This window comes from Frankia sp. CoBUL1, from assembly GCF_978021245.1.
The window spans coordinates 4,438-24,520 of sequence record NZ_CDXDOS010000009.1 but is presented as its reverse complement, the minus strand read 5'-3'; the positions used below and the strand labels follow the sequence as shown (position 1 = coordinate 24,520).

Genomic DNA, 20,083 nt, shown 5'->3' with positions numbered 1-20,083 from the left:
CCGGATGAACAACCGGTGGGGTTCGCGCAACGTACGGCTGGCTACCCAGCAACCACCGCTCACTCCGCCCGTATCCGCCCGCCAGGCTTGTAGGGTCGGAACCAGGCGATCGGCGTCGTCATCGGCCCATTTCGGCGGGCTTCCCGCCTCGTGGCGTGGTGTCCGGCCCCGCCGGTCGTTCGGAGATCGAGCCGGAAGACGGGAGCCTGTCTGTGCCGAGCCCGCGGGTCCTCGGTCTGGTGCTGGCCGGGGGTGCCGGACGGCGGCTGGCGCCGCTGACCGCGGACCGGGCGAAGCCCGCCGTCCCCTTCGGCGGGCTGTACCGCCTGATCGACTTCGTGCTGTCCAACCTGGTGAACGCGGGCTACCTGCGCATCGCGGTCCTGACCCAGTACAAGAGCCACAGTCTCGACCGGCACATCACGACGACATGGCGGATGAGCAACCTGCTCGGCAACTACGTCACGCCGGTGCCTGCGCAGCAGCGGCTGGGGCCGCGATGGTTCGCTGGCAGCGCCGACGCCATCCACCAGTCGCTGAACCTCGTCTACGACGACGCCCCGGACATCGTCGTGGTCTTCGGCGCGGACCATGTGTACCGGATGGACCCGCGGCAGATGGTCGCCCAGCATCTCGACAGCGGAGCCGGCGTCACCGTCGCCGGGCTGCGGGTACCGAGATCCGAGGGCAGGGCGTTCGGGGTCATCCAGACGGCCGCACGATCGAGGCGTTCCTGGAGAAGCCCGCCGATCCGCCGGGTCTGCCGGGTAGCCCCGAGGAGACGTTCGCCTCGATGGGTAACTACGTCTTCTCGACGGACGTGCTGATCGACGCCCTGCGCAAGGACGCCGCGGACGAGGACAGCGTCCACGACATGGGCGGGAACGTCATCCCGATGCTCGTGGCCCAGCGGGCGGCGGCGGTGTACGACTTCGCCGGCAACGTCGTCCCGGGCACGACGGTGCGTGACCGCGGCTACTGGCGCGACGTCGGCACCGTCGACTCGTACTTCGAGGCGCAGATGGATCTGTGCGCGCTCGACCCGGTGTTCAACCTCTACAACCGGGAGTGGCCGATCCTCACCAGCATCCCCTCGCTGCCACCGGCGAAGTTCGTGCACGACGGCCAGCAGCGCACCAGCACGGCCGTGAACAGCATCGTCAGCAATGGAGTCATCATCTCCGGGGGCACGGTGCGCTCGTCGGTGCTGTCCCCGGGAGTGCGGGTGAGTTCCTGGGCCGAGGTCGACCACACGGTGCTCATGGACAACGTGCTCGTCGGCCGGGGGGCCGTCGTCCGCGACGCCATCCTGGACAAGAACGTGCACGTGCCGGCGGGCGCCCAGGTCGGGGTGGACAAGGACCGGGACCGCGCCCGCGGCTACACCGTGAGCGAGCAGGGCATCACCGTCGTCGGCAAGGGCGTCACGATCGCCGACTGAACCGGCCGCCATCCGCCCGCACCCGTCCCGTCACGGCACCGTTGGGAGAGACCGCACATGCGCGTCGCCATGCTCACCCGGGAGTACCCCCCGGACGTCTACGGCGGGGCGGGTGTGCACGTCGAGTACCTGAGCCGGGAGCTCGCCCGGCTGGTCGACCTCACCGTCCACCGCAAGGGGCCGGCGCCGGGCGGCGGGTCGGCGGGCGGCGGGCCCGCGGGTGCGGCGCCGTCGACCGGCGCCGTCGGCCGACCGGTGGTCGAGAGGGCGGGTGCCCCGGGGGTCGCCGCGGTCGCGGCGCACCGGGGCTGGGCCGCGCTCGCCGACGCGAACGACGCGCTGCGGACCGTGTCGATGGACCTGTCCATGGCCGCCGCGGCGGTCGGCGCGGACGTGATCCACTCGCACACCTGGTACGCGAATCTCGGTGGCCATCTCGCCGCGCTGCTCGGCGGCGTCCCGCACGTGATGACCTCGCACTCGCTGGAGCCCCGGCGTCCCTGGAAGGCCGAGCAGCTGGGCGGGGGCTACCGGGTGTCGTCCTGGTGCGAGCGGGTCGCGATCGAGTCGGCGGCCGTCGCGGTCAGCGCGGGCATGCGGGCGGACATCCTCGATGCCTACCCGGCGGTCGATCCGGCCCGTGTGCACGTCATCCGCAATGGCATCGACACCGACGAGTACCGTCCGGACACCGCGACCGACGTGCTGGAACGCCACGGGGTGGATCCGGCCCGGCCAACGATGATCTTCGTGGGGCGGATTACCCGGCAGAAGGGGCTGCCGGTGCTGCTGCGGGCGGCGGCGACGATTGACCCCCGGGCGCAGCTCGTGCTCTGTGCCGGGGCCCCGGACACCCCTGCGCTGCTCACGGAGATCACCGACCTGGTCGAGGGCCTGCGCGCCGGCCGCGACGGCGTGGTCTGGCTGCCCGGGATGCTGACGAAGCCGGAGGTGATCCAGCTGCTCAGCCATGCCACCGTGTTCGTCTGCCCGTCGGTCTACGAGCCGCTCGGCATCGTCAACCTGGAGGCGATGGCGTGCGGCACCGCGGTCGTCGCCTCCCGGGTCGGTGGCATTCCCGAGGTCGTCGACGACGGCGTCACCGGTCTGCTGGTGCCGCCCGGCGACCCCGGCGCGCTGGCCGGGGCCGTCAACGAGGTGCTCGCGGACCCGGTCCGGGCGGCCGCGATGGGCCATGCGGGCCGGGACCGGGCCGTCACCGAGTTCGGCTGGGCGGCGATCGCCGAGCGCACCGCGCGGCTGTACGCATCGCTGACCGGCGGCTGACGCCTCAGCTCGGCTGGAGCCGTCAGCTTGTCCAGGCCGTTTCGGAGACCGGGGAGCGACCGAGCAGCGGACGCCACCAGGCTTCGTTCTCCTTGTACCAAGCGATGGTCGACCGCACGCCCTCGGCGAAGTCGATCAACGGCGTCCAGCCCAGCTCGGTCCGCAGCTTGGTGGAGTCCAGCAGGTAGCGGCGGTCGTGCGAGGGGCGGTCGGGCACGATCGTCTTCAACGACGCGGGCAGGCCGAGCTCGGCGAGCACCGTGTCGGCGATCGTCTCGATGTCCGCCTCGACGCCGGATCCGACGTGGTAGGTCTCGCCGAGCCGCCCGCGGTCCAGAACCGCGTCGATCGCCCGGCAGTGGTCCATCACGTGCAGCCACTCGCGCCGGTTCGTGGTGGAGGCGTACATCGGGAGCGACTCGCCCTGCAGCGCCCGGGTCACGAACAGGGGGATGACCTTCTCCGGGAACTGGTAGGGACCGTAGTTGTTCGAGCAGTTGGTGATCGTCACGGGGAGGTTGTAGGTGAAGCCGTAGGCGCGTACGGCGTGGTCCCCGCCGGCCTTCGCCGCGTTGTAGGGCGTGCGGGGGAGGTAGGGGGAGTCCTCGGTGAAGGCACCGGGGTCGTTGAGGTCCATGTCGCCGTAGACCTCGCAGGTGGAGATCTGGTGGAAGCGGGCCACCCCGACCGTGCGGGCCGCCTCAAGCAGGGCCTGGGTACCCATCACGTTCGTCGCGAAGAACTCGCCGGGACGGATGATCGCCAGGCTGTTGTGCGACTCGGCGGCGAAGTTCACCACCACGTCCACGGAGTGCTCCCGCAGCACCGACTCGACGAGCTCCTGGTCACGGATGTCGCCGTGGACGAACGTGACGCGGTCCGCGACGTCGGCGAGGTTCTCCCGGCAGCCGGCGTAGGTCAGGGCGTCGAGCGCCACGACCGCGTCCTCCGGATGCCGCGTCCGCCAGTAGCGGACGAAGTTCGATCCGATGAACCCGGCGGCTCCGGTCACGAGGAGCGTCGACATGGTGTGCCTTTCGATCGGTGCGCCTGCGCGGCGACGCATGCGGCTGGGCGGTGGACGGACGTCGCCCATGTTCTCGTGGCGGGCGGGCAGCGGCCTGGCCGGCGCGCGGCCACCCGGACGACGGCGGGTGACCGTGGGCGCACGGGGCACCTTACGCTCTGGCGCGTGGCGGACCTGTTCGAGGGTTATCCGGCGGCCACGGCGCCCGATGGCTTCCGTACTCTTGAGGTGATGAGCATCGTCGTATCGTGATCGTCGCGCGCCCGACCGTGCCGTCCCTGGTGGGCACGGTGCGCGGTCTACCCCGTGCCCGACCTACCCCGTGCCCGACCTCGGTCGTCCCGGTTCGCCGTGCTCTGGTGGGGTCCCCGCCGTTGTCCGTGTCAACCCGACGTCGCCGGTGTAACGCTCTGACGCTCGCCCGGCGTTGTCTGGAAGCCCGAAAGAGGCCCTACCTCGATGATCATTGTGTCCGAGCTCGAACTGCGTGCCGGAGCCCGCACTCTGATCGAGCCCGTATCCTTCCGGGTGCAGCCGAACGACCGGATCGGTCTCGTCGGGCGCAACGGGGCCGGCAAGACAACGTTGCTGAAGGTGCTTGCCCGGGAGGGGCTGCCGTTCGCCGGCACCGTCGACATTCGGGGTGAGATGGGTTACCTCCCCCAGGACCCGCGTACCGGCGATCTGGCCGACACCGCCCGTGACCGGGTGCTGTCGGCGCGCGGTCTCGACGTTCTCCTGCGCGAGATGGAGAAGCTACAGCTGGAGATGGCCGAGCTGGTCGACGCCACGGCGCGGGACGCGGCGATCCGCCGCTACGGCAGCCTGGAGGAGCGATTCGGGACGCTCGGCGGTTATGCCGCCGAGGCGGAGGCTGCCCGGATCTGCTCGTCGCTGGGCCTGGCCGACCGGGTGCTCGCCCAGCCCATCGGCACCCTGTCCGGTGGGCAGCGGCGGCGGGTCGAACTCGCCCGCATCCTGTTCGCCGGGTCCGGCAACGCCGACGCGACCCTGCTGCTCGACGAGCCGACGAACCACCTCGACGCCGACTCGATCGGGTGGCTGCGGGACTTCCTGCGCGCCCACACGGGCGGCCTGATCGTGGTGAGCCACGACGTCGACCTGCTCGACAAGTGCGTGAACAAGGTCTTCCACCTCGACGCCAACCGGGCCACCCTCGACGTCTACAACGTGAACTGGAAGACCTACCTCAACCAGCGCGAGCTGGACGAGCGCCGCCGTCGCCGGGAACGCGCCAATGCCGAGAAGAAGATTGACTCGCTGAAGGCGCAGGCCGACAAGATGCGCGCCAAGGCGACCAAGGCGCGGGCCGCCCATCAGATGGACCGGCGGGCCGAGCGGCTCGCGGCCGGGCTCGCCGAGGCGCGCGTCGCCGACCGGGTGGCCAAGCTGCGCTTCCCGGACCCGGCTCCGTGCGGCCGCACGCCGCTGACCGCCACCGGACTGTCGAAGTCCTACGGCTCGCTGGAGGTGTTCACCGGTGTGGACCTCGCGATCGACCGCGGCTCGCGGGTCGTGGTCCTCGGGCTGAACGGTGCCGGCAAGACCACGCTGCTACGCATCCTGGCGGGCCAGGAGGCGCCCGACGTCGGCCAGGTGCATCCCGGTCACGGTCTGCGTCTTGGGTACTACGCGCAGGAACACGAGACGCTGGACACCAGCCGCTCGGTGCTGGACAACATGCGGGCCGCCGCGCCGGGGACGTCGGACGTGGAGCTGCGTCGCATCCTGGGCGCGTTCCTGTTCAGCGGAGACAGCGTGGAGCAGCGAGCCGAGACCCTGTCCGGCGGCGAGAAGACCCGCCTCGCGCTCGCCGGACTGGTCTGCAGCTCTGCCAACGTTCTCCTGCTCGATGAGCCGACGAACAACCTCGACCCCGCCTCGCGCGACGAGGTGCTTGCCGCGCTCGCCACGTACCGGGGCTCGGTCGTCCTGGTCACCCACGACCCGGGGGCCGTCGAGGCCCTCGACCCGCAGAAGGTCCTGATGCTGCCGGACGGGGTCGAGGACAACTGGTCACCCGATCTGGCCGAGCTCATCACCCTGGCCTGAGCAGGGACCCTGCGCCGGGAACCGAACGGAGAACCTTTGTGAGTACGCAGGGCGGCACCAAGGCGGTCATGGCGGCACTGGCCGCCAATCTGGGTATCGCGCTGGCGAAGTTCGTCGCGTTCCTGGTCACTCAGTCGTCGTCGATGCTGGCCGAGTCCATCCACTCGGTGGCCGACTCCGGCAACCAGGGCCTGCTCCTGCTCGGCCAGAAACGTTCCGTCCAGCCGCCGGACGAGGAGCATCCCTTCGGGTACGGGCGGGCGCGTTACATCGCCGGTTTCCTGGTCGGGATCGTGTTGTTCAGCGTCGGCGGGCTGTTCTCGGTGTATGAGGGCGTCGAGAAGCTGCGCCATCCGCATGAGCTGGAGAGCGGGCTGGTCGCGGTCGTCGTCCTGCTGATCGCGGTGCTGCTGGAGTCGTACTCCTTCGCGACCGCCATGCGCGAGTCGAAGAAGACGAAGGGCGACCGGTCCTGGTGGCGGTTTATTCGGGAGGCGCGGGCCCCGGAACTGCCCATCGTCCTGCTGGAGGACCTGGCAGCCGAGCTGGGGCTGATCTTCGCGTTGCTCGGGGTCGGACTGACCTTGGCACTAGACGACCCGACCTGGGACGGCGCGGGAACGCTGGCCATCGGAGTGCTCCTGCTGATCGTGACCGTCATCGTGGCGACCGAGGCGTACGGCATGCTGGTGGGCGAGGCCGCCGCCCCGGCAATGGTCGCCACCATCCGCCGCACGCTCGCCGCCGCCCCGGGCGTCGCCACGGTCATCCACCTGCGCACGCTGCACCTCGGGCCGGACGAGCTGCTCGTCGCAGCCAAGATCGGTATCGGGGCGGAACTGGCGATGCCCGAGGTGGCCGCCACCATCAACGGCGCGGAGGCGGCGCTGCGGGCCGCGGTGGCGGTTCCGCTGCGCATCTTCCTCGAGCCCGACATCCTCCGCGACGAGCCGGGTCGACGACGGGATCCGTCAGCCGGTGCCGCCGGCGAGGCAGAGCCGCAGCGCGAGCGCGCTCAGGGCGCCGAGGGACATCAGTACCACCGGCAGGTTTCCCGCCCGTAGCTTGTCCCCAGGCAGTTCCGGTCGGGGACGGGGCGCCACCGCGGCCACCAGCAACCAGGGGAAAACCGGCAGCCAGGACTCTTCGACGTCGCCCTCGGCCAGTCCGAGGACCGTCGCGAACAGCATCGTCGCGCCGGCCCCCACCAGCAGCGGCCAGCCCGGGGTCAGCCGCAGGCGGCGCGCCGCCCGGACGAGAACCGGTCCGCCGACGAGGACGACCACGGTCAGATCCACGGCGATCCAGGCCAGCGTGCCGGCGAGCCCCGGCCGTGGCGCGCTCGCCAGGGCCAGCCCGTCGGGCCAGGAGAAACCCCACGCGTAGAAGAGCCACAGCGGCAGAAGCGCACCCAGGCCGGTCATGACGTTGAGGATGGGGCGACGGCGGACGAAGTAGGCCGCCGCGACCGCCACGCCAAGCCAGACCGAGGCGTAGCCGAACAGCCCCGCGAGGCCGAGCAGCAGCCCGCTTGCCAGCGCCCACCACATCGAGCGCCGACCCGGTTCGCATCCGACCACCCCCACCGCGACGGCCAGGGTGGCCAGGGTGGCCGTGACGGCGTCCGGGGACGCCGCCATCCATCCGCTCCACGGGGCCAGGACGAGGACGGGGACCAGGCGCCGGGCGGCCGTCTCATGGCACAACGAGCGCACCGCGATCGAGACGGCGGGGACGACCAGCGTGCCCAGGGCGGTGAACAGCATCCCGATCGCGACCGCGCCGTGCATCCCCACCCTGGTGAGCACCCAGACGGTCAGGACGAGGCCCGGAGGATGGGTCGGCAGGACGGCCGTGGTCCCCGCCGCGGCGTGCGTGGTGGTCGCGGTGTAGGAGGCGAGGAAGCCGAGCGGATCGTCACCGACGGCTTTCGCCGCCGCCAGGAGATCCGCCGGGATGCGAAGATCCGCCGTGATCTCCCCGGGTGCGACCAGCGCGAGCGTGCCGCTCCACGCCAGCGATCCGACGTAGCCCAGGACGAGCAGGACGGTCCAGGGCAGCCTGTTCGTCGGGCCGGTCGCCATGGCCGGGGTGTTCGGGGTGTTCGGGGTGTTCGGGGTGGCCGCCGGGGGGATGGTCGAGGCCCACCAGGCGGTGAGGGCAACCACGACCACGGCGATCGCGAGCGGGACCAGGACGAGGGAATCGAGACGGGGAGCCCATCCGCCGCGCAGCGGCGGGTCACCGATGCCCAGATCAAGGTCGCCGGCGGAGACGAGGAACATACCGACGAGACCGCAGGCCACCAGGATGAGCCACAGCGCCGCCTCGCTGGCCTCGGTATGCCCGGCGGACCCAGCCCAGGGCCGGGACAGGCCGCCACGCGGTCCGGGCGACCGGCTGGAGGCGGCGACAGCGGTCGGGCCGGAGGCGCCGTCCGTCGCGCTCACCGGTCCGTACCGAGGCAGACCGCGTAGCTGGGCACCTTCGGTGCCGACCAGGAGATCATTACGTCACCGACCACCACTGCACGGTAACGAGTCCGGTTCGCTCCCAGCGCCGCAGTTGCTTCCGATCCGGATGCCGGAGGTGCCGGCGGGGGTGCGACGAGCCGTCCGCGGTCTCGCCGGATCGGGCCTTGGCACGGGAGCGGGCCGGCCCCGACGAGGTGGCCAACCGGTGTCGGATGTGAGGAATCAGTCGAATCGATCGGCCGCGTTCGCGGTCCGTCGGCTCGCTCTGTACAGTGATCGACTGATGGTCGTACCTGCAGCGTTGCATCGAGAGAAGATCTCGATCGCGAAGATGACGATGTTCGTGGCGACGCGCCGATGCTGTTGTCGGGCCGCGTACCGGGGATTGGGGACACTGGTCTCGGTAGCACTGTCGGCCATGCGCGCCTGCTGTGCCAGCGGGTGGGTGCGACCCGTGCCATCGCTGGTGACCGCCGGCATGGAGGAAGGAACGCGAGGGCACGGTCATGCACCGGCGTCGCGTGTGATGGATCACATCTGCTTCGAGTGGCGCGTTTACTCAAGCTGAGTGAAGATCGGTTCGCAGATCATCGAACACGGAGGGGGCCACGTTGGCCGAGCTCAGGAAAGGAACCCGGATCACCGGCGCCGAGCGGGACAAGCTTGCCGCCGAACTTCGGAAGAAGTACGAAGGTGGGCAGAGCATCCGCCTGCTCGCCGAGTCCTCTGGTCGTTCGTACGGGTTCGTCCACCGGATCCTCTCGGAGTCCGGTACGACCCTGCGCGGCCGGGGTGGTGCGACCCGGGGCACCAAGAAGAAAAGCGCCTGAATCATGGCGGTCCCCGCCGCCGCTGTAGCGGCGGCGGCGGCCGGGCTGCGCGTGCGGGTCGCCGGGCCTCTCGTCACGATCGGGATGACGGACCTCGGTGATACCGGCGGGGCCGGCTCGTTCCCGGCTCTCGCGTCGGCGCTGGCCGGCGAACTGCGTCGGTTGACCGGTGAGGTCCGGGTCCTGGTTGTCCGGATGGGTCATCGCCCCCCGCCGGCCGCTGACCTCACCGACCCCGCACCCCGGGTGGGCGAGGGAGGACCTGCGGACGCCGTGGGGCGGCTGTCCCCGGCTGCGGGCTATCGCGCGTGGCGCGACGCGATGGGGCGGGTCTCCGACCGGTCCGACCTGATCAGTGTGGCCGTCGTGGACACGACGGTCGGCGACCTCGGTCTCGCGGTGACGGTCGCCTGTGACCTGCGGGTCCTCGCCGCGGATGCGCGCTTCCGGCTGACCTGGGCGCGTGACGGCCTCCTGCCCGCGGCCGGTGCCATGGGTCCGCTGGTCGAGCTCCTCGGATACGCGAATGCCCTGGACCTCTGCCTGACCGGCCGCGAGCTCGCCGCCGACGAAGCGGCCAGGATCGGGCTGGCCCAGCGAGTCCTGCCGCGTGAGCTGCTGGACGAGCAGGTCGGCGTGCTGGTCGCGGCGCTCCTCGCGGTTCCCCGCGATATCGCGGCCGAGGTGAAGGCGCTGATGCACGGCGCGCGGCGTTCCCGTCCCGCCACCCGCTCCGGCCGTCTCGACGAGCGGGCCGAGGACGAGGCCTGGGAACGCGTCGTCATCGCCCGCTCCGCTGCCGGTGACGACCCCGCGGCGGGGTGAGCGGCAGCCAGCACGCCCGACGGGCCGCATCCGCTGCGGGAATGCCCGTCCGCAATTCCTGCTTACCTCGTTACACACCAAGCACCGCCGCCAGGGAGGGCTGATGCGACCGGGAACGGACGGTTGGTCCACGATGCGTACCTTCCAACAGGACCGTTCGGTCACCCGGACCTCGCTACGGCCTGGCACCCTGCGCAGGATCGTCGCCTTCGCCCGCCCCCATCGGCGGCAGCTCGCCTACTTTCTCGCGCTCATCGTGCTCAGCTCGGCTGTCGGTGCGGTTGTTCCGATGATCTTCAAGGCGATCATCGACGACGGCATCGTGCGCCACCGGGTGGGGTTCGTGCAGGCGCTCGCCGCGGTCGTCGCGGGCCTGGCGTTCCTGGACGCCGGTCTGTCGCTCGCGCAGCGCTGGTTCTCGGCCCGGATCGGCGAGGGTCTGATCTACGAGATGCGCAGCCAGGTGTTCCGGCGCGTGCAGTGCCAGCCACTCGCCTTCTTCACCCGGACCCAGACCGGGGCGCTCATCAGCCGGTTGAACAACGACGTGCTCGGCGCGCAGTCGGCGTTCACCAACACGCTGTCGTCGGTGCTGTCGAATATTCTGTCCGCCGGATTCGTGCTCGCCGCGATGCTGGTGCTGTCCTGGCGGATCACCCTCGTTTCGCTCGTGTTGCTGCCGGTATTCATTATTCCGGCCCGCTTGTTCGCGCCCCGCCTGGCCAGGCTGACCCGGGAGAGCTACGGGTTGAACGCCGAGATGAACACGACGATGACGGAACGATTCAACGTGTCCGGAGCGATGCTCGCGCAACTGTATGGTTCGGCAGAACGGGAGGACGAGAACTTCCGTGTTCGGGCCGGGCGGGTGCGTGACATCGGGGTGACCCAGGCCATGTACGGCCGCATATTCTTCGTCTCGCTCACCCTGGTCGCCTCGCTCGCGACCGCGATCGTCTATGGTATAGGCGGTCGGTTCGCTGCCCAGGGCAGCCTGGAGGTCGGTACCCTGGTCGCGCTCACGGCCTACCTCGGACGACTCTACGGGCCGCTCACCCAGCTCTCCAACGTGCACGTCGACGTCATGACGGCGCTGGTGTCCTTCGAGCGGGTCTTCGAGGTGCTCGATTTGGAGCCGGCGATCGCCGACCGGCCGGGCGCTGTCGATCTGCCGGCCGGCGCGGCGACCATCGAGTTCGATCATGTCGGTTTCCGTTATCCGGCCGCCGACGAGGTCTCCCTGGCGTCGCTGGAGTCGGTCGCCGTACTCGACCCGCGGGTGCCCACGCCGGTGCTGCACGATGTCACCTTCCGGGTCGAGCCGGGGCAGGTGATCGCGTTGGTCGGCCCGTCCGGAGCGGGCAAGACGACGATCAGCCAGCTCGTTCCGCGCATGTACGACGTGCGGTCGGGGTCGGTACGCATCGGCGGGCACGACGTCCGCGATCTCACCCTTCGGTCCCTGCGGTTCGCTGTCGGTGTGGTCACCCAGGACGCGCATCTGTTCCACGACACCATCCGCGCGAACCTGGCCTTCGCTCGGGTGGACGCCTCGGACGAGCAGATGTGGACCGCTCTGGACGCGGCGCGGATCGGGCCGCTCGTGCGCTCCCTGCCGGACGGCCTGGACACGGTCGTCGGTGACCGGGGCTACCGCCTGTCCGGCGGGGAGAAGCAGCGGCTGGCCATCGCCCGGCTGCTGCTGCGCGAACCGGGCATCGTCGTGCTGGACGAGGCCACCGCGCACCTCGACAGCGAGTCCGAGGCCGGCGTGCAGCAGGCGCTGACCGCCGCGCTGGTGGGACGGACATCCCTGGTCATCGCGCACCGGCTGTCCACGGTGCGCGACGCCGACCGCATTCTGGTGGTCGACGACGGGCGGATCGTGCAGAGCGGGACCCATGAGGAGCTGCTGGCCCGCGGCGGGCTCTATGCCGAGTTGTACCGGACCCAGTTCGCCCCGGTCACGCCCGTCGGTGCTGGTGCGGGGTGGGCCGAAGGGGCCAGTGCCCCACCGGTCGGGGTCTGACTCCTGGGCCACATCCGGGCGCGCCACGTTCGGGCGGCCGGCGTCGCGCCGACCCGACAGGTGGGCGGCGACCGGCCGTGGTCCGCAGCCGGTCGCGGACCACGGCCGCCCGTCATGGCCTAAGATCCGGGCTCGGCCGAACGAAGCGCTGCGGCCGTGGGGGAGCTCTCGCCGGCCGCGCTGCCGGCGTGCACCTCCGAGGCGACGACGCTGGTCTCGGCGGGAGCCATGACGTCGGCGACGGCGATGTCGATGTCGCCGGACGGCTGGCGGTGGATGGCGGGATTTTGTTTCATATCGGCTCCGGGGGGACTCGATCGTGCCCTACCGACTTCCGCATCCGAGGAAGCGGATCCCAGGAACGTCCGGCGCCCTTGCCGTCTTTCCCGTATCACACGCGTCAACCGACAGGAGTGTGGCGCGGACGATATGAACGGTACGCCGCCGCGCGACCACGTGCAGCATATAACGGATACGCCTGATCTGACTACTTCTCGGGCCGCCGCGCGCGCCTCCCGGTGGCCCCCGTGTGCAATGACCGACGATCAGTACTTAGGCTCTGGGTGTGCCCCGTAGAGCCAAGATTGTTTGTACCCTCGGCCCCGCGACCAGCTCGCCAGAGAAGGTCCGGGCCCTCGTCGACGCGGGAATGGACATTGCCCGACTGAACTTCTCCCACGGAACACACGAACAGCATGCCGTCACTTACGCGCGGGTGCGCGAGGCCGCGGAGGCGGCCGGCCGCAGCGTCGGCACGCTCGCCGACCTCCAGGGACCGAAAATCCGGCTGGGGAACTTCGCCGACGGCGGGGTCACCCTGCTGCCCGGTCAGCGGTTCACCGTCACGATCCGTGATGTTCCCGGCGATCAGCATCAGGTCGGCACGACCTACCCGGGCCTGCCGGGCGACGTCGCGGCCGGGGATCGCGTCCTGGTCGACGACGGCCGCCTGGTCCTGCAGATTGACGGGGTGACTGACACCGACGTCCACACCACGGTCGTTGTCGGCGGGCCGGTGAGCGACCACAAGGGGATGAACATTCCCAACGCCGCGCTCACCGTCCCGGCGCTCACCGAGAAGGACGCCGCTGACCTGCGGTTCGCTCTCAACCTCGGGGTGGACATGGTCGCACTGTCCTTCGTCCGGAGCGCCGTGGACGCCGCGGCGGTGCATGCGATCATGGATGAGGTGGGGATCCGGGTTCCGGTCCACGCCAAGATCGAGAAGCCGCAGGCGGTCGCCGAGCTCGACGAGATCATCGAGGCGTTCGACGGTCTGATGATCGCCCGTGGCGATCTCGGGGTCGAGCTGCCGCTCGAGGACGTGCCGCTCGTGCAGAAGCGCGCCGTCAGCCAGGCCCGGGAGCGGGCCAAGCCGGTGATCGTCGCGACCCAGGTGCTCGAGTCCATGGTCAGCGCGCCGCGGCCGACCCGTGCCGAGGCCAGTGACTGCGCCAACGCCGTCCTGGACGGCGCTGACGCGATCATGCTGTCGGCGGAGACGAGCGTCGGTGCCTACCCCATCGAGGCCACGGCCACCATGGCGCGCATCATCGAGACCGCCGAGGCCGACCTCGGCCGGATACCGCCCCTGCGGACCGAACCGCGCACGCTCGGTGGGGCACTCGCCCAGGCCGCCGCGTCGGTAGGAGCCGCGGTCGGCGCCCGTTACCTCGTGGCCCACACCCTCAGTGGTGACACGGCCCGGCGACTCGCCCGGTACCGTACCGAGGTCCCGGTGCTGGCCTTCACGCCGATTCCGGCTGTTCGCAACCAGATGGCGCTCTTCTGGGGCGTGGAAACCTTCCTCGTGCCGTTCGCGGACAGCACGGACGAGATGGTCCGCCAGGTCGACAGCGCCCTCTTCCATATTGGCCGATGCAAGCCGGGTGAACTGGTGGTCGTCGTCGCCGGGACGCCGCCGGGCGTGGCCGGCATGACCAACATGATGCGGGTCCATCGCATCGGGGAGGCCATCTGACCCCACCGTCTGGCGTCAGCGTCGCATCCCTGATCTTTGATCCCTGACCGAGAACTGGCATACCTCGAGCACCCCGAGCCGCGCCGACGCCGAGTCCGCCGGTCACCGGCGGCCCGCCGGCGCGGCCCCCGTTGTGCCGTTGCCGTTCTGGCACATGTCAGGCGTGGACCGATGACTGTCATGATGAGGCCCAGCTGGGCCTAGGCGGACAAGCTGGGGGCGTGGTACGGCCCGGGCCCGGCCGCCTCCGGTCCGTACCGGGTCGGCCGGCGGCCTGTTGCATACGGTGTATGTCAGGAAGTGGTGGGATGGCCGAGCAGGGAAGTGGGACGGACGGTCAGGCGTCCGACGCCCGGTCGACGAACGGCGACGCCGCGGCCAATCCCGAAACCGGAGTACCCCGGACCGGGCAGAGCGGTGGGACCACGGAGAAGACCGCACCGCGCCCGGGGGCCGGGAGGAACGCGGCCGCCACGTCCGCCCGTGCGCCGAATCCGACCTCCTCCCAGGGCGGACGAGCAGCGAGTGCGAGTTCGGCTGATGCGGATCCGGCCGGCCGGAGCGGTGCGGAGCGGGCCGGAAGCCCGCAGAGCACGACAAAGACAGAGAATCTCGGAAAGCCGGGAAACCCCGGAAAGCCGGGAAACCCCGGGAGCGCGGGGAGCGCGGTTGCCGCCCCGCGGCAGGGTACCGGCCGTATCCCGCCGACGTCGGTTCCACCCTTGGGAGGAGCTTCACCGGCGCGGTCCGTGGGCGGCGGGCAGCGGTCGGTGCCGCCGGCTCCCGCCCGGCCAGCCGCGGCGGACACCCCGGAATCATCGAAGCGGTCGACGCCACCGAAGACCGGCACACCCGGCCAGTCCGGTTCCGGCCAGCCTGCTTCCGGCCAGGGGCGCGGCGCCGTCCGACGGCCCCCGGCTTCGTGGCCTGGGCCGCCCGTCTCACCCCCGCCCACCCCGGCGGCGGCGTCACCGGCCGCGAGCCGTTCGGGTAGTCCCGCGGCACCGCCTCCCCCGAGCCGCACGGGGAATCCGGTCAGTTCGGCCGGAACCGCGCGTTCGACGCCCGGCCGTACGAGTGCCTCCCCAACGCCGGCACCGACACCGATGCCGACACCGCCCCGACCCGCGTGGTTCGAGCGCGAAGTCTCAAGGACCTCCGCCGGTTCCGGTGCCAGGGTGCCACCCGTTCCCGGCGTTGAGGAGGGTCCTCGGCCGCGAGGAGTGCCGGCGCCCGTTCCCGTCCGGGATCATCGAGAACCTGGAAGGGACCCCCTGGAGGCCCCGGCTGGGCGTCGGACGGCCGCCCGTACCGACGGGGATGACCATGTACTCGATCATGATCGTGGTCGTCCACGGGCGTCGCGTTCCGCCGACCCGCGGACCATGCGGGTGCGCCGACAGCTCAGGCCCGATCTCAAGCCGGATCCGATGCCCTCCGGCACGAGGGACGAGGCGTGGCCCCTACCGGTCTCCGGCGCGGGGCAGGGCGGCGAGCCGGTGACCGATGCCTATTCCTACCCCGCCTCCTACCCTGACCAGGCCTTCGACCGCCGACTGCACGCGCATCCCGGGCGGAACCGGGGCGCGGGTGACGACCATGACCTGCAGGATCAGGAACGGCGTACGGACCCGGGGCCGCGGCCGGTTGTCCCGCGTCCGCAGGCCTTGCCCGAGACGCATCGTCCGTCGAGGCCGTCCGAACAGCCAAGGCCGTCCGAACAGCCGACGCCGTCCGCTTTCCCACCGGCCACCGCGCCCCGGCCGGTCGTCCCGCCCCGGCCGGTCGCCGCACTGATGGTGGTGCTGGCGGCCGTCGGCGCCGGCATCGGTTCCGTCCTGCCGTGGAGCGAGATGTCCAGCGGCGACGAGACACGTACGTTCAGCGGTCTCGTGGTTGGAGACGGGCGCACCATCGGTGTCCTGGCGGTCATACTCGGTGCCATCGGGGTGGGACGGTTGGTGCGTCGGCCGCTTGCCGGTGCGATCGATGTCGCCCTCGCCCGAATCATCGCAGTTCTGATCGTGATCATCACCGCTCTGGACCGGGTCTACGGGCCGCCGACCCTCGCATCGTTCCGCGCGATTTCCGCGGATGCAATCTCGATCCGTCCACAGGCAGGGATCGCGGTGTGCCTCGGCGCCGGCCTCCTCGCCCTGATCGGGGCGATGCTGCTCCAGCCGAGGACGAAGCCCCCTCGAAGATGACCTGTCCGCATCGATCCGGTCTCGGCGGTCGTGCTTCGAAGTCCTTCCGCTGACCCCTTGACGGGGGACAACGGATTCGGTGGATGTGGGTCATGACCGAATCGTCATTGTCCGCGAGGATGTTCCTGGTCAAGGAGACACGGGGGAGGCAAGGGGACACAGGGAGGACAGGCCGCCGGGCCAGGGGATGTCCGCCGAGGTGTTCCGTTCCTTGATCGGGCGCGCGCTCTCCCGCTGTGCGGGGGGTGGCGCGAGGGCGCGCGCCGGGTCCACCTCCTCGTGATCACTCTGGTGGCGCGGTCAGGCCGTTCCCTCGGCACCGGGGTTGAGATGACCGTCTTCCACCGCGAGTTTGTAGAGGTCGACCTTGGTGCTCGCGTCCCGCCCGGCCTTGCGGTATTTCGACCGGACCCGATCGATGTACTGCTTCGCCGTTTCCGGGGAGACGTTCATCTTGTGGGCAACCGTCTTCATGGGCATTCCGGTCGCATAGAGACGCAGTGCTTCTACCTCTTTGGGCGACAGATCCGGTTTGTCCGTAGCGTCATCGGTGAGCAGCAGGAATGCCAGCTGCGGCGAGATCCACCCCGTTCCCGCGGCGGCGGCGCGGATCGCGGTGGCCAGATCCTCGATGTCGTCGGTCTTCGGGACGAAGCCCGACGCGCCGGCGCGCATCGCGTCGCGAACCGTCGCGGGAGCCGCCGCGGCGCTGAAAACCACGACCGCGCGGTCCACCGCGAGCAGCCGCTGGATGTTATGGGGCGGCGCGGTGCCATCGCCGAGATCGAGATCGAGCAGGATCACCTGGGCGCCGCGCCCCGGGCCGGCCAGCAGGGCTTCGATGGAGTGGGCGGTGCCGATCAGCCTGAAGTCCTCGACGCCGTGAAGGAGGTCCGCGAGGCCGCGAAGCACGATCGGGTGATCGTCTACTGCCGCCACGGTGATGGCGCCAGGTACTGCGGGTACTGTGGTTCCGTTCGCTACGCTCATGCTGGTCCAGTCGTTCTCCCGGACTTGCCGGCCACGAGGCGACAGACCTCGTCAGGCCGTACGGGCGTTGGTGCCCGCTGGCGGAGCGTGGGGGCGCCACCGATCGCTGGGTGCGTCGGGGACACCGCATCCAGCGACGCCAACCATTTCAGCAGATCCCCACCGGGTGGCTGGTGGAGCATGGGGAGGGCCCAGCGTGGCGAGCGTCACGAGGGACACGTCCATCAGAAGACGATCGTAGATCGTCGGCCGTCCACGCCCGAGCGCGGCTCGGACGTGCTAGCGGCTCGCGGCGAGTTCGTCGGCGTCGGCGCAGGCAATGGGTGCTACGCCAGCGGCGTGCCTGGAGCCAGGCAGACCGTGCTGTGCGCACGACCCCGGCAGCGGGCGCCGACGACGGCTAGCTCGTCCAGTCCTCCCAGCTCAGGCCGGTGACCCGGCTGAACTCCGAGGTGTTCGCCGTAACGACTGTCAGCCCGCGCCGCAGTGCCTGCCCGGCGATCAACAGATCGTAGGCGCCAATCGGCGTCCCGGCCTTCCCCAGGGCGGCGCGCACCTCGCCGGCAGCACGGGCATCCTCGTCATCGAAGTCAAGCAGGTCCAGGTCACCGGAGAGCAGTATCCGCAGGCGCTCGGTGTTCTCCGGCACCTGAGCGCTCTTCGCCACGCCGTACCACAGCTCGAACAGGACGACCGACGAGAGCGCGAGATAATCCTCTGACGCTTCCGCCTCCCGGTACCGTTCCCGCACGCCGACGGGCTTGTTCCGCAGCAGTGCGACCACAGTGCTGGTGTCCAGGAGGCAGTTCACCCGAAGAAGTCCTCCCCGGCGGGCGTCGGCGGCTGGTTCCTGCCGTCCTCGAACAGCGGCACGTCCACGAAACGGTCCAGCTCGGCGAACCAGGCGTCGACATCGGACGCGATCGGCTCCAGCAGCACGCCGTCTCCCATGTGCCGGACGCGCACCCGGTCACCGGGCAGCCGAAACTCCTTCGGGAGCCGCACTGCCTGGCTTCTGCCGTGCATGAAGAGCCTCGCGATCGCCGTGTCCGCCACAACGCCTCCCGCACATGATAGCTATCGATAGTATATACCAGGTGTCTGCTGCCGACTCGGTCAGATGGCGGTAGCGCGGGCACGCTGTGGCATGAGGCGGCGGTGCTGGCGGCACGTACGAGGGCGGCGACAGCCGAAGACGCGCTGGCTGGTCGGCCTGCGGGCAGGTGGCCGCCGGGGCGTCAACGATCGTAGGCGATGCGTTCGAGCCCCATGGCCAGCCTTTCGAACTCCGCCGGATCGGTATAGACGTGCGCGCTCGCGCGGAGGACCGGCCCGGTGAGATCCCGGGAGCGCTCCACGGGGATGGCACTGGTGAGCACCCGGTCCTCTCGGTAGAGCCGGTCCCGGACGGCCACCGGATCGGTGCCGGGGGGCGGTTGCATGGTGATGATGCCGCACGGTGAATCTGGGTCCTCGCGCACCCGCCAGCCGCCGGCCCCGTCGAGAAGGCGTCTTCCCTGACCGGCCAGCCGCGCGATGCGGGCGAAGACAAGTGACGGGCCGGAATCCGTCAGTTCCGTGACGGCCTGCCCCAGGCCGATGCGGGACACGGTCGCCGCCTCGCCTATCCCGAGCCGGGCCAGTCCGGGGAGAGGAACCGGACGGTCGTTGCGGTCGAAGCGTGCGCTGTGCAGGCTCGGCACGGCGATATCAAGAAGATCGACGCTGCCTTTCCGGACGGCGAGAAATCCTGCTCCTCGTGGCCCGCAGAGCCATTTTCTCGACGTTCCGATATAGGCGCTGGCCGCGGTCTGGCGCACCTCGACCTGGCCGAGGGACTGCGCCACGTCGAGTACCAGGGGGACGCCTTCGGCCGCGCAGCGCGCACCGATCGCGGCTGCCGGCTGAACGATGCCCCGTTGGCTTGGCACCTGCGGAAACACCACGAGGTCGAGGTCGACGAGACCGATGCGCCCGGGTGCGTCGGCGCAGGCTACTCCGGCCCGGTCGAGCGTCTCGACGTCGATGACCCCGGTCTCGTCGACGGGAAGATCGACCAGCGAGACCGCGGTGCGCAGCGCCCGGGCGGCGAGTACGAGCATGTTGGACCCGTACTCGCTTGGTACCACGCCGATCCTCGCCCCGGCGGGGAGCCGCCAGGCCATCAGCAAGCTGGCGAAAGCCGCGCTCGCCGAATGGTGGAAGCTCAGGTCATCAGCGTCGAGTCCCGGGCCCATCAGGCTGACGAGCCTGGCCCGCGTGGCGTGGAGCCCGCTGCCTGCCTCCACCTCGGCGGCGTACGCGCCGAGTGCGCTCTCGCGCTCCAGGTACGCGGCCTCGGCCGCGATCGTGGCCCGACTGGGGCGGGCCGCACCGGCCGAGTCGAGATGAACCACCGACGACGGTGACCGGGCCGCACGCCAGCGGTGGAAGAGCCGGAGCTGCTCGGGATCTTCGTTCGGCCCGGGATCGTCGCTGTCGGTGAACCGGCGCTGGCGGGGCTGATGGATCGACGGTGTGTCCACGGGAACAGGGTGACACCTCGACGACGCGTGCGGCACCGTGCCGACGGTATGGACGTCGTGGTTGCGACGGTGTTTCCGTCGGTCGTGGGTTCGAGTCCCACCCGCCCCACCATGTTTGGCATTGTACGAACCGCTCCCTTCGGGGGCGTTGTGGCTGGTAGGGCGGCTGCGGCGGCCTCGGTCGGCGCGGGTCTGGGGACTTTGAAGACTGGTTGGAACCGTCCGGGGCCGAGGATCTTGACTTCGTGGATGAGGGCTTCGACGAGGGCCTTGCGCTGAAGGTCGGTGCCGACTTCGATGATCGTATCGATGTGGTTTGCGATCTTGCTGAGGGTGGCGCGTGGGGGCATGACGGGTTCGTCGTCGATCTGGGCGGTGAGTTCGGTCTGTCGGC

General features: G+C 70.4%; 15 protein-coding genes and 1 pseudogene. 9 read left to right on the top strand and 7 right to left on the bottom strand.

Annotated elements, in window-relative coordinates; genetic code table 11:
* The first annotated feature begins 212 nt into the window (after positions 1-212).
* Together glgC and glgA are read left to right on the top strand one after the other, a co-directional pair.
* Positions 213-1,441 (top strand): annotated as a pseudogene (gene glgC, locus AC08OX_RS02125) (glucose-1-phosphate adenylyltransferase).
* A gap of 57 nt (positions 1,442-1,498) precedes the next feature.
* Complete coding sequence (gene glgA, locus AC08OX_RS02120) at positions 1,499-2,728, top strand: glycogen synthase (protein WP_476606242.1); 1,230 nt, start codon at positions 1,499-1,501, stop codon at positions 2,726-2,728.
* A gap of 22 nt (positions 2,729-2,750) precedes the next feature.
* Here the strand turns inward: glgA and rfbB are convergent, their stop codons facing one another.
* Positions 2,751-3,755: a dTDP-glucose 4,6-dehydratase gene (gene rfbB / locus AC08OX_RS02115; protein ID WP_476606241.1), complete on the bottom strand. Its 1,005-nt coding sequence runs from the start codon at positions 3,753-3,755 to the stop codon at positions 2,751-2,753.
* Between the two features lie 459 nt (positions 3,756-4,214).
* On the opposite strand from rfbB, the gene AC08OX_RS02110 reads away from it, so the two are divergent.
* Positions 4,215-5,828 (top strand): ABC-F family ATP-binding cassette domain-containing protein, encoded by a 1,614-nt coding sequence (locus AC08OX_RS02110; RefSeq protein WP_011436109.1) that lies wholly within the window; start codon positions 4,215-4,217, stop codon positions 5,826-5,828.
* A gap of 38 nt (positions 5,829-5,866) precedes the next feature.
* Positions 5,867-6,892, top strand: coding sequence for a cation diffusion facilitator family transporter (locus tag AC08OX_RS02105; RefSeq protein WP_476606240.1), 1,026 nt, complete (start codon positions 5,867-5,869; stop codon positions 6,890-6,892).
* Here the strand turns inward: AC08OX_RS02105 and AC08OX_RS02100 are convergent.
* Positions 6,800-8,278, bottom strand: coding sequence for a hypothetical protein (locus AC08OX_RS02100; RefSeq protein WP_476606239.1), 1,479 nt, complete (start codon positions 8,276-8,278; stop codon positions 6,800-6,802). The genes AC08OX_RS02105 and AC08OX_RS02100 overlap by 93 nt on opposite strands.
* Before the next feature lie 635 nt (positions 8,279-8,913).
* Here AC08OX_RS02100 and AC08OX_RS02095 point away from each other — a divergent pair.
* The 3 genes from AC08OX_RS02095 to AC08OX_RS02085 all read left to right on the top strand — a co-directional run bounded on the left by AC08OX_RS02095 (position 8,914) and on the right by AC08OX_RS02085 (position 11,986).
* Positions 8,914-9,132: a helix-turn-helix domain-containing protein gene (locus AC08OX_RS02095; RefSeq protein WP_009399485.1), complete on the top strand. Its 219-nt coding sequence runs from the start codon at positions 8,914-8,916 to the stop codon at positions 9,130-9,132.
* Between the two features lie 3 nt (positions 9,133-9,135).
* On the top strand, positions 9,136-9,957 hold the full coding sequence (locus AC08OX_RS02090) for an enoyl-CoA hydratase/isomerase family protein (RefSeq protein ID WP_476606238.1): 822 nt from the start codon (positions 9,136-9,138) through the stop codon (positions 9,955-9,957).
* A gap of 103 nt (positions 9,958-10,060) precedes the next feature.
* Positions 10,061-11,986: an ABC transporter ATP-binding protein gene (locus AC08OX_RS02085; RefSeq protein ID WP_476606237.1), complete on the top strand. Its 1,926-nt coding sequence runs from the start codon at positions 10,061-10,063 to the stop codon at positions 11,984-11,986.
* A gap of 119 nt (positions 11,987-12,105) precedes the next feature.
* Here AC08OX_RS02085 and AC08OX_RS02080 read toward each other — a convergent pair whose 3' ends face one another.
* On the bottom strand, positions 12,106-12,282 hold the full coding sequence (locus tag AC08OX_RS02080; RefSeq protein WP_023841550.1) for a hypothetical protein: 177 nt from the start codon (positions 12,280-12,282) through the stop codon (positions 12,106-12,108).
* Between the two features lie 269 nt (positions 12,283-12,551).
* Here AC08OX_RS02080 and pyk point away from each other — a divergent pair, with 269 nt between their 5' ends.
* Positions 12,552-13,967: a pyruvate kinase gene (pyk, locus tag AC08OX_RS02075; RefSeq protein ID WP_011436116.1), complete on the top strand. Its 1,416-nt coding sequence runs from the start codon at positions 12,552-12,554 to the stop codon at positions 13,965-13,967.
* A gap of 1,499 nt (positions 13,968-15,466) precedes the next feature.
* Positions 15,467-16,174, top strand: a complete 708-nt coding sequence (locus AC08OX_RS02070; RefSeq protein ID WP_476606236.1) for a hypothetical protein — start codon at positions 15,467-15,469, stop codon at positions 16,172-16,174.
* 300 nt (positions 16,175-16,474) lie between these two features.
* Here the strand turns inward: AC08OX_RS02070 and AC08OX_RS02065 are convergent, their stop codons facing one another.
* From AC08OX_RS02065 to AC08OX_RS02050, 4 genes are all read right to left on the bottom strand, one after another.
* Entirely contained in the window at positions 16,475-17,164 is a 690-nt protein-coding gene (locus AC08OX_RS02065; RefSeq protein ID WP_476606235.1) for a response regulator, read from the bottom strand.
* 400 nt (positions 17,165-17,564) lie between these two features.
* Entirely contained in the window at positions 17,565-17,975 is a 411-nt protein-coding gene (locus AC08OX_RS02060; protein WP_476606234.1) for a PIN domain-containing protein, read from the bottom strand.
* Positions 17,972-18,190 carry an antitoxin gene (locus AC08OX_RS02055; RefSeq protein ID WP_035730384.1) on the bottom strand — a complete coding sequence of 73 codons (219 nt, stop codon included), beginning with the start codon at positions 18,188-18,190 and terminating at the stop codon, positions 17,972-17,974. The genes AC08OX_RS02060 and AC08OX_RS02055 overlap by 4 nt, the downstream gene beginning before the upstream one ends.
* Positions 18,191-18,402: 212 nt before the next feature.
* Positions 18,403-19,689 (bottom strand): aminotransferase class V-fold PLP-dependent enzyme, encoded by a 1,287-nt coding sequence (locus AC08OX_RS02050; RefSeq protein ID WP_476606233.1) that lies wholly within the window; start codon positions 19,687-19,689, stop codon positions 18,403-18,405.
* Positions 19,690-20,083 lie beyond the last annotated feature (394 nt).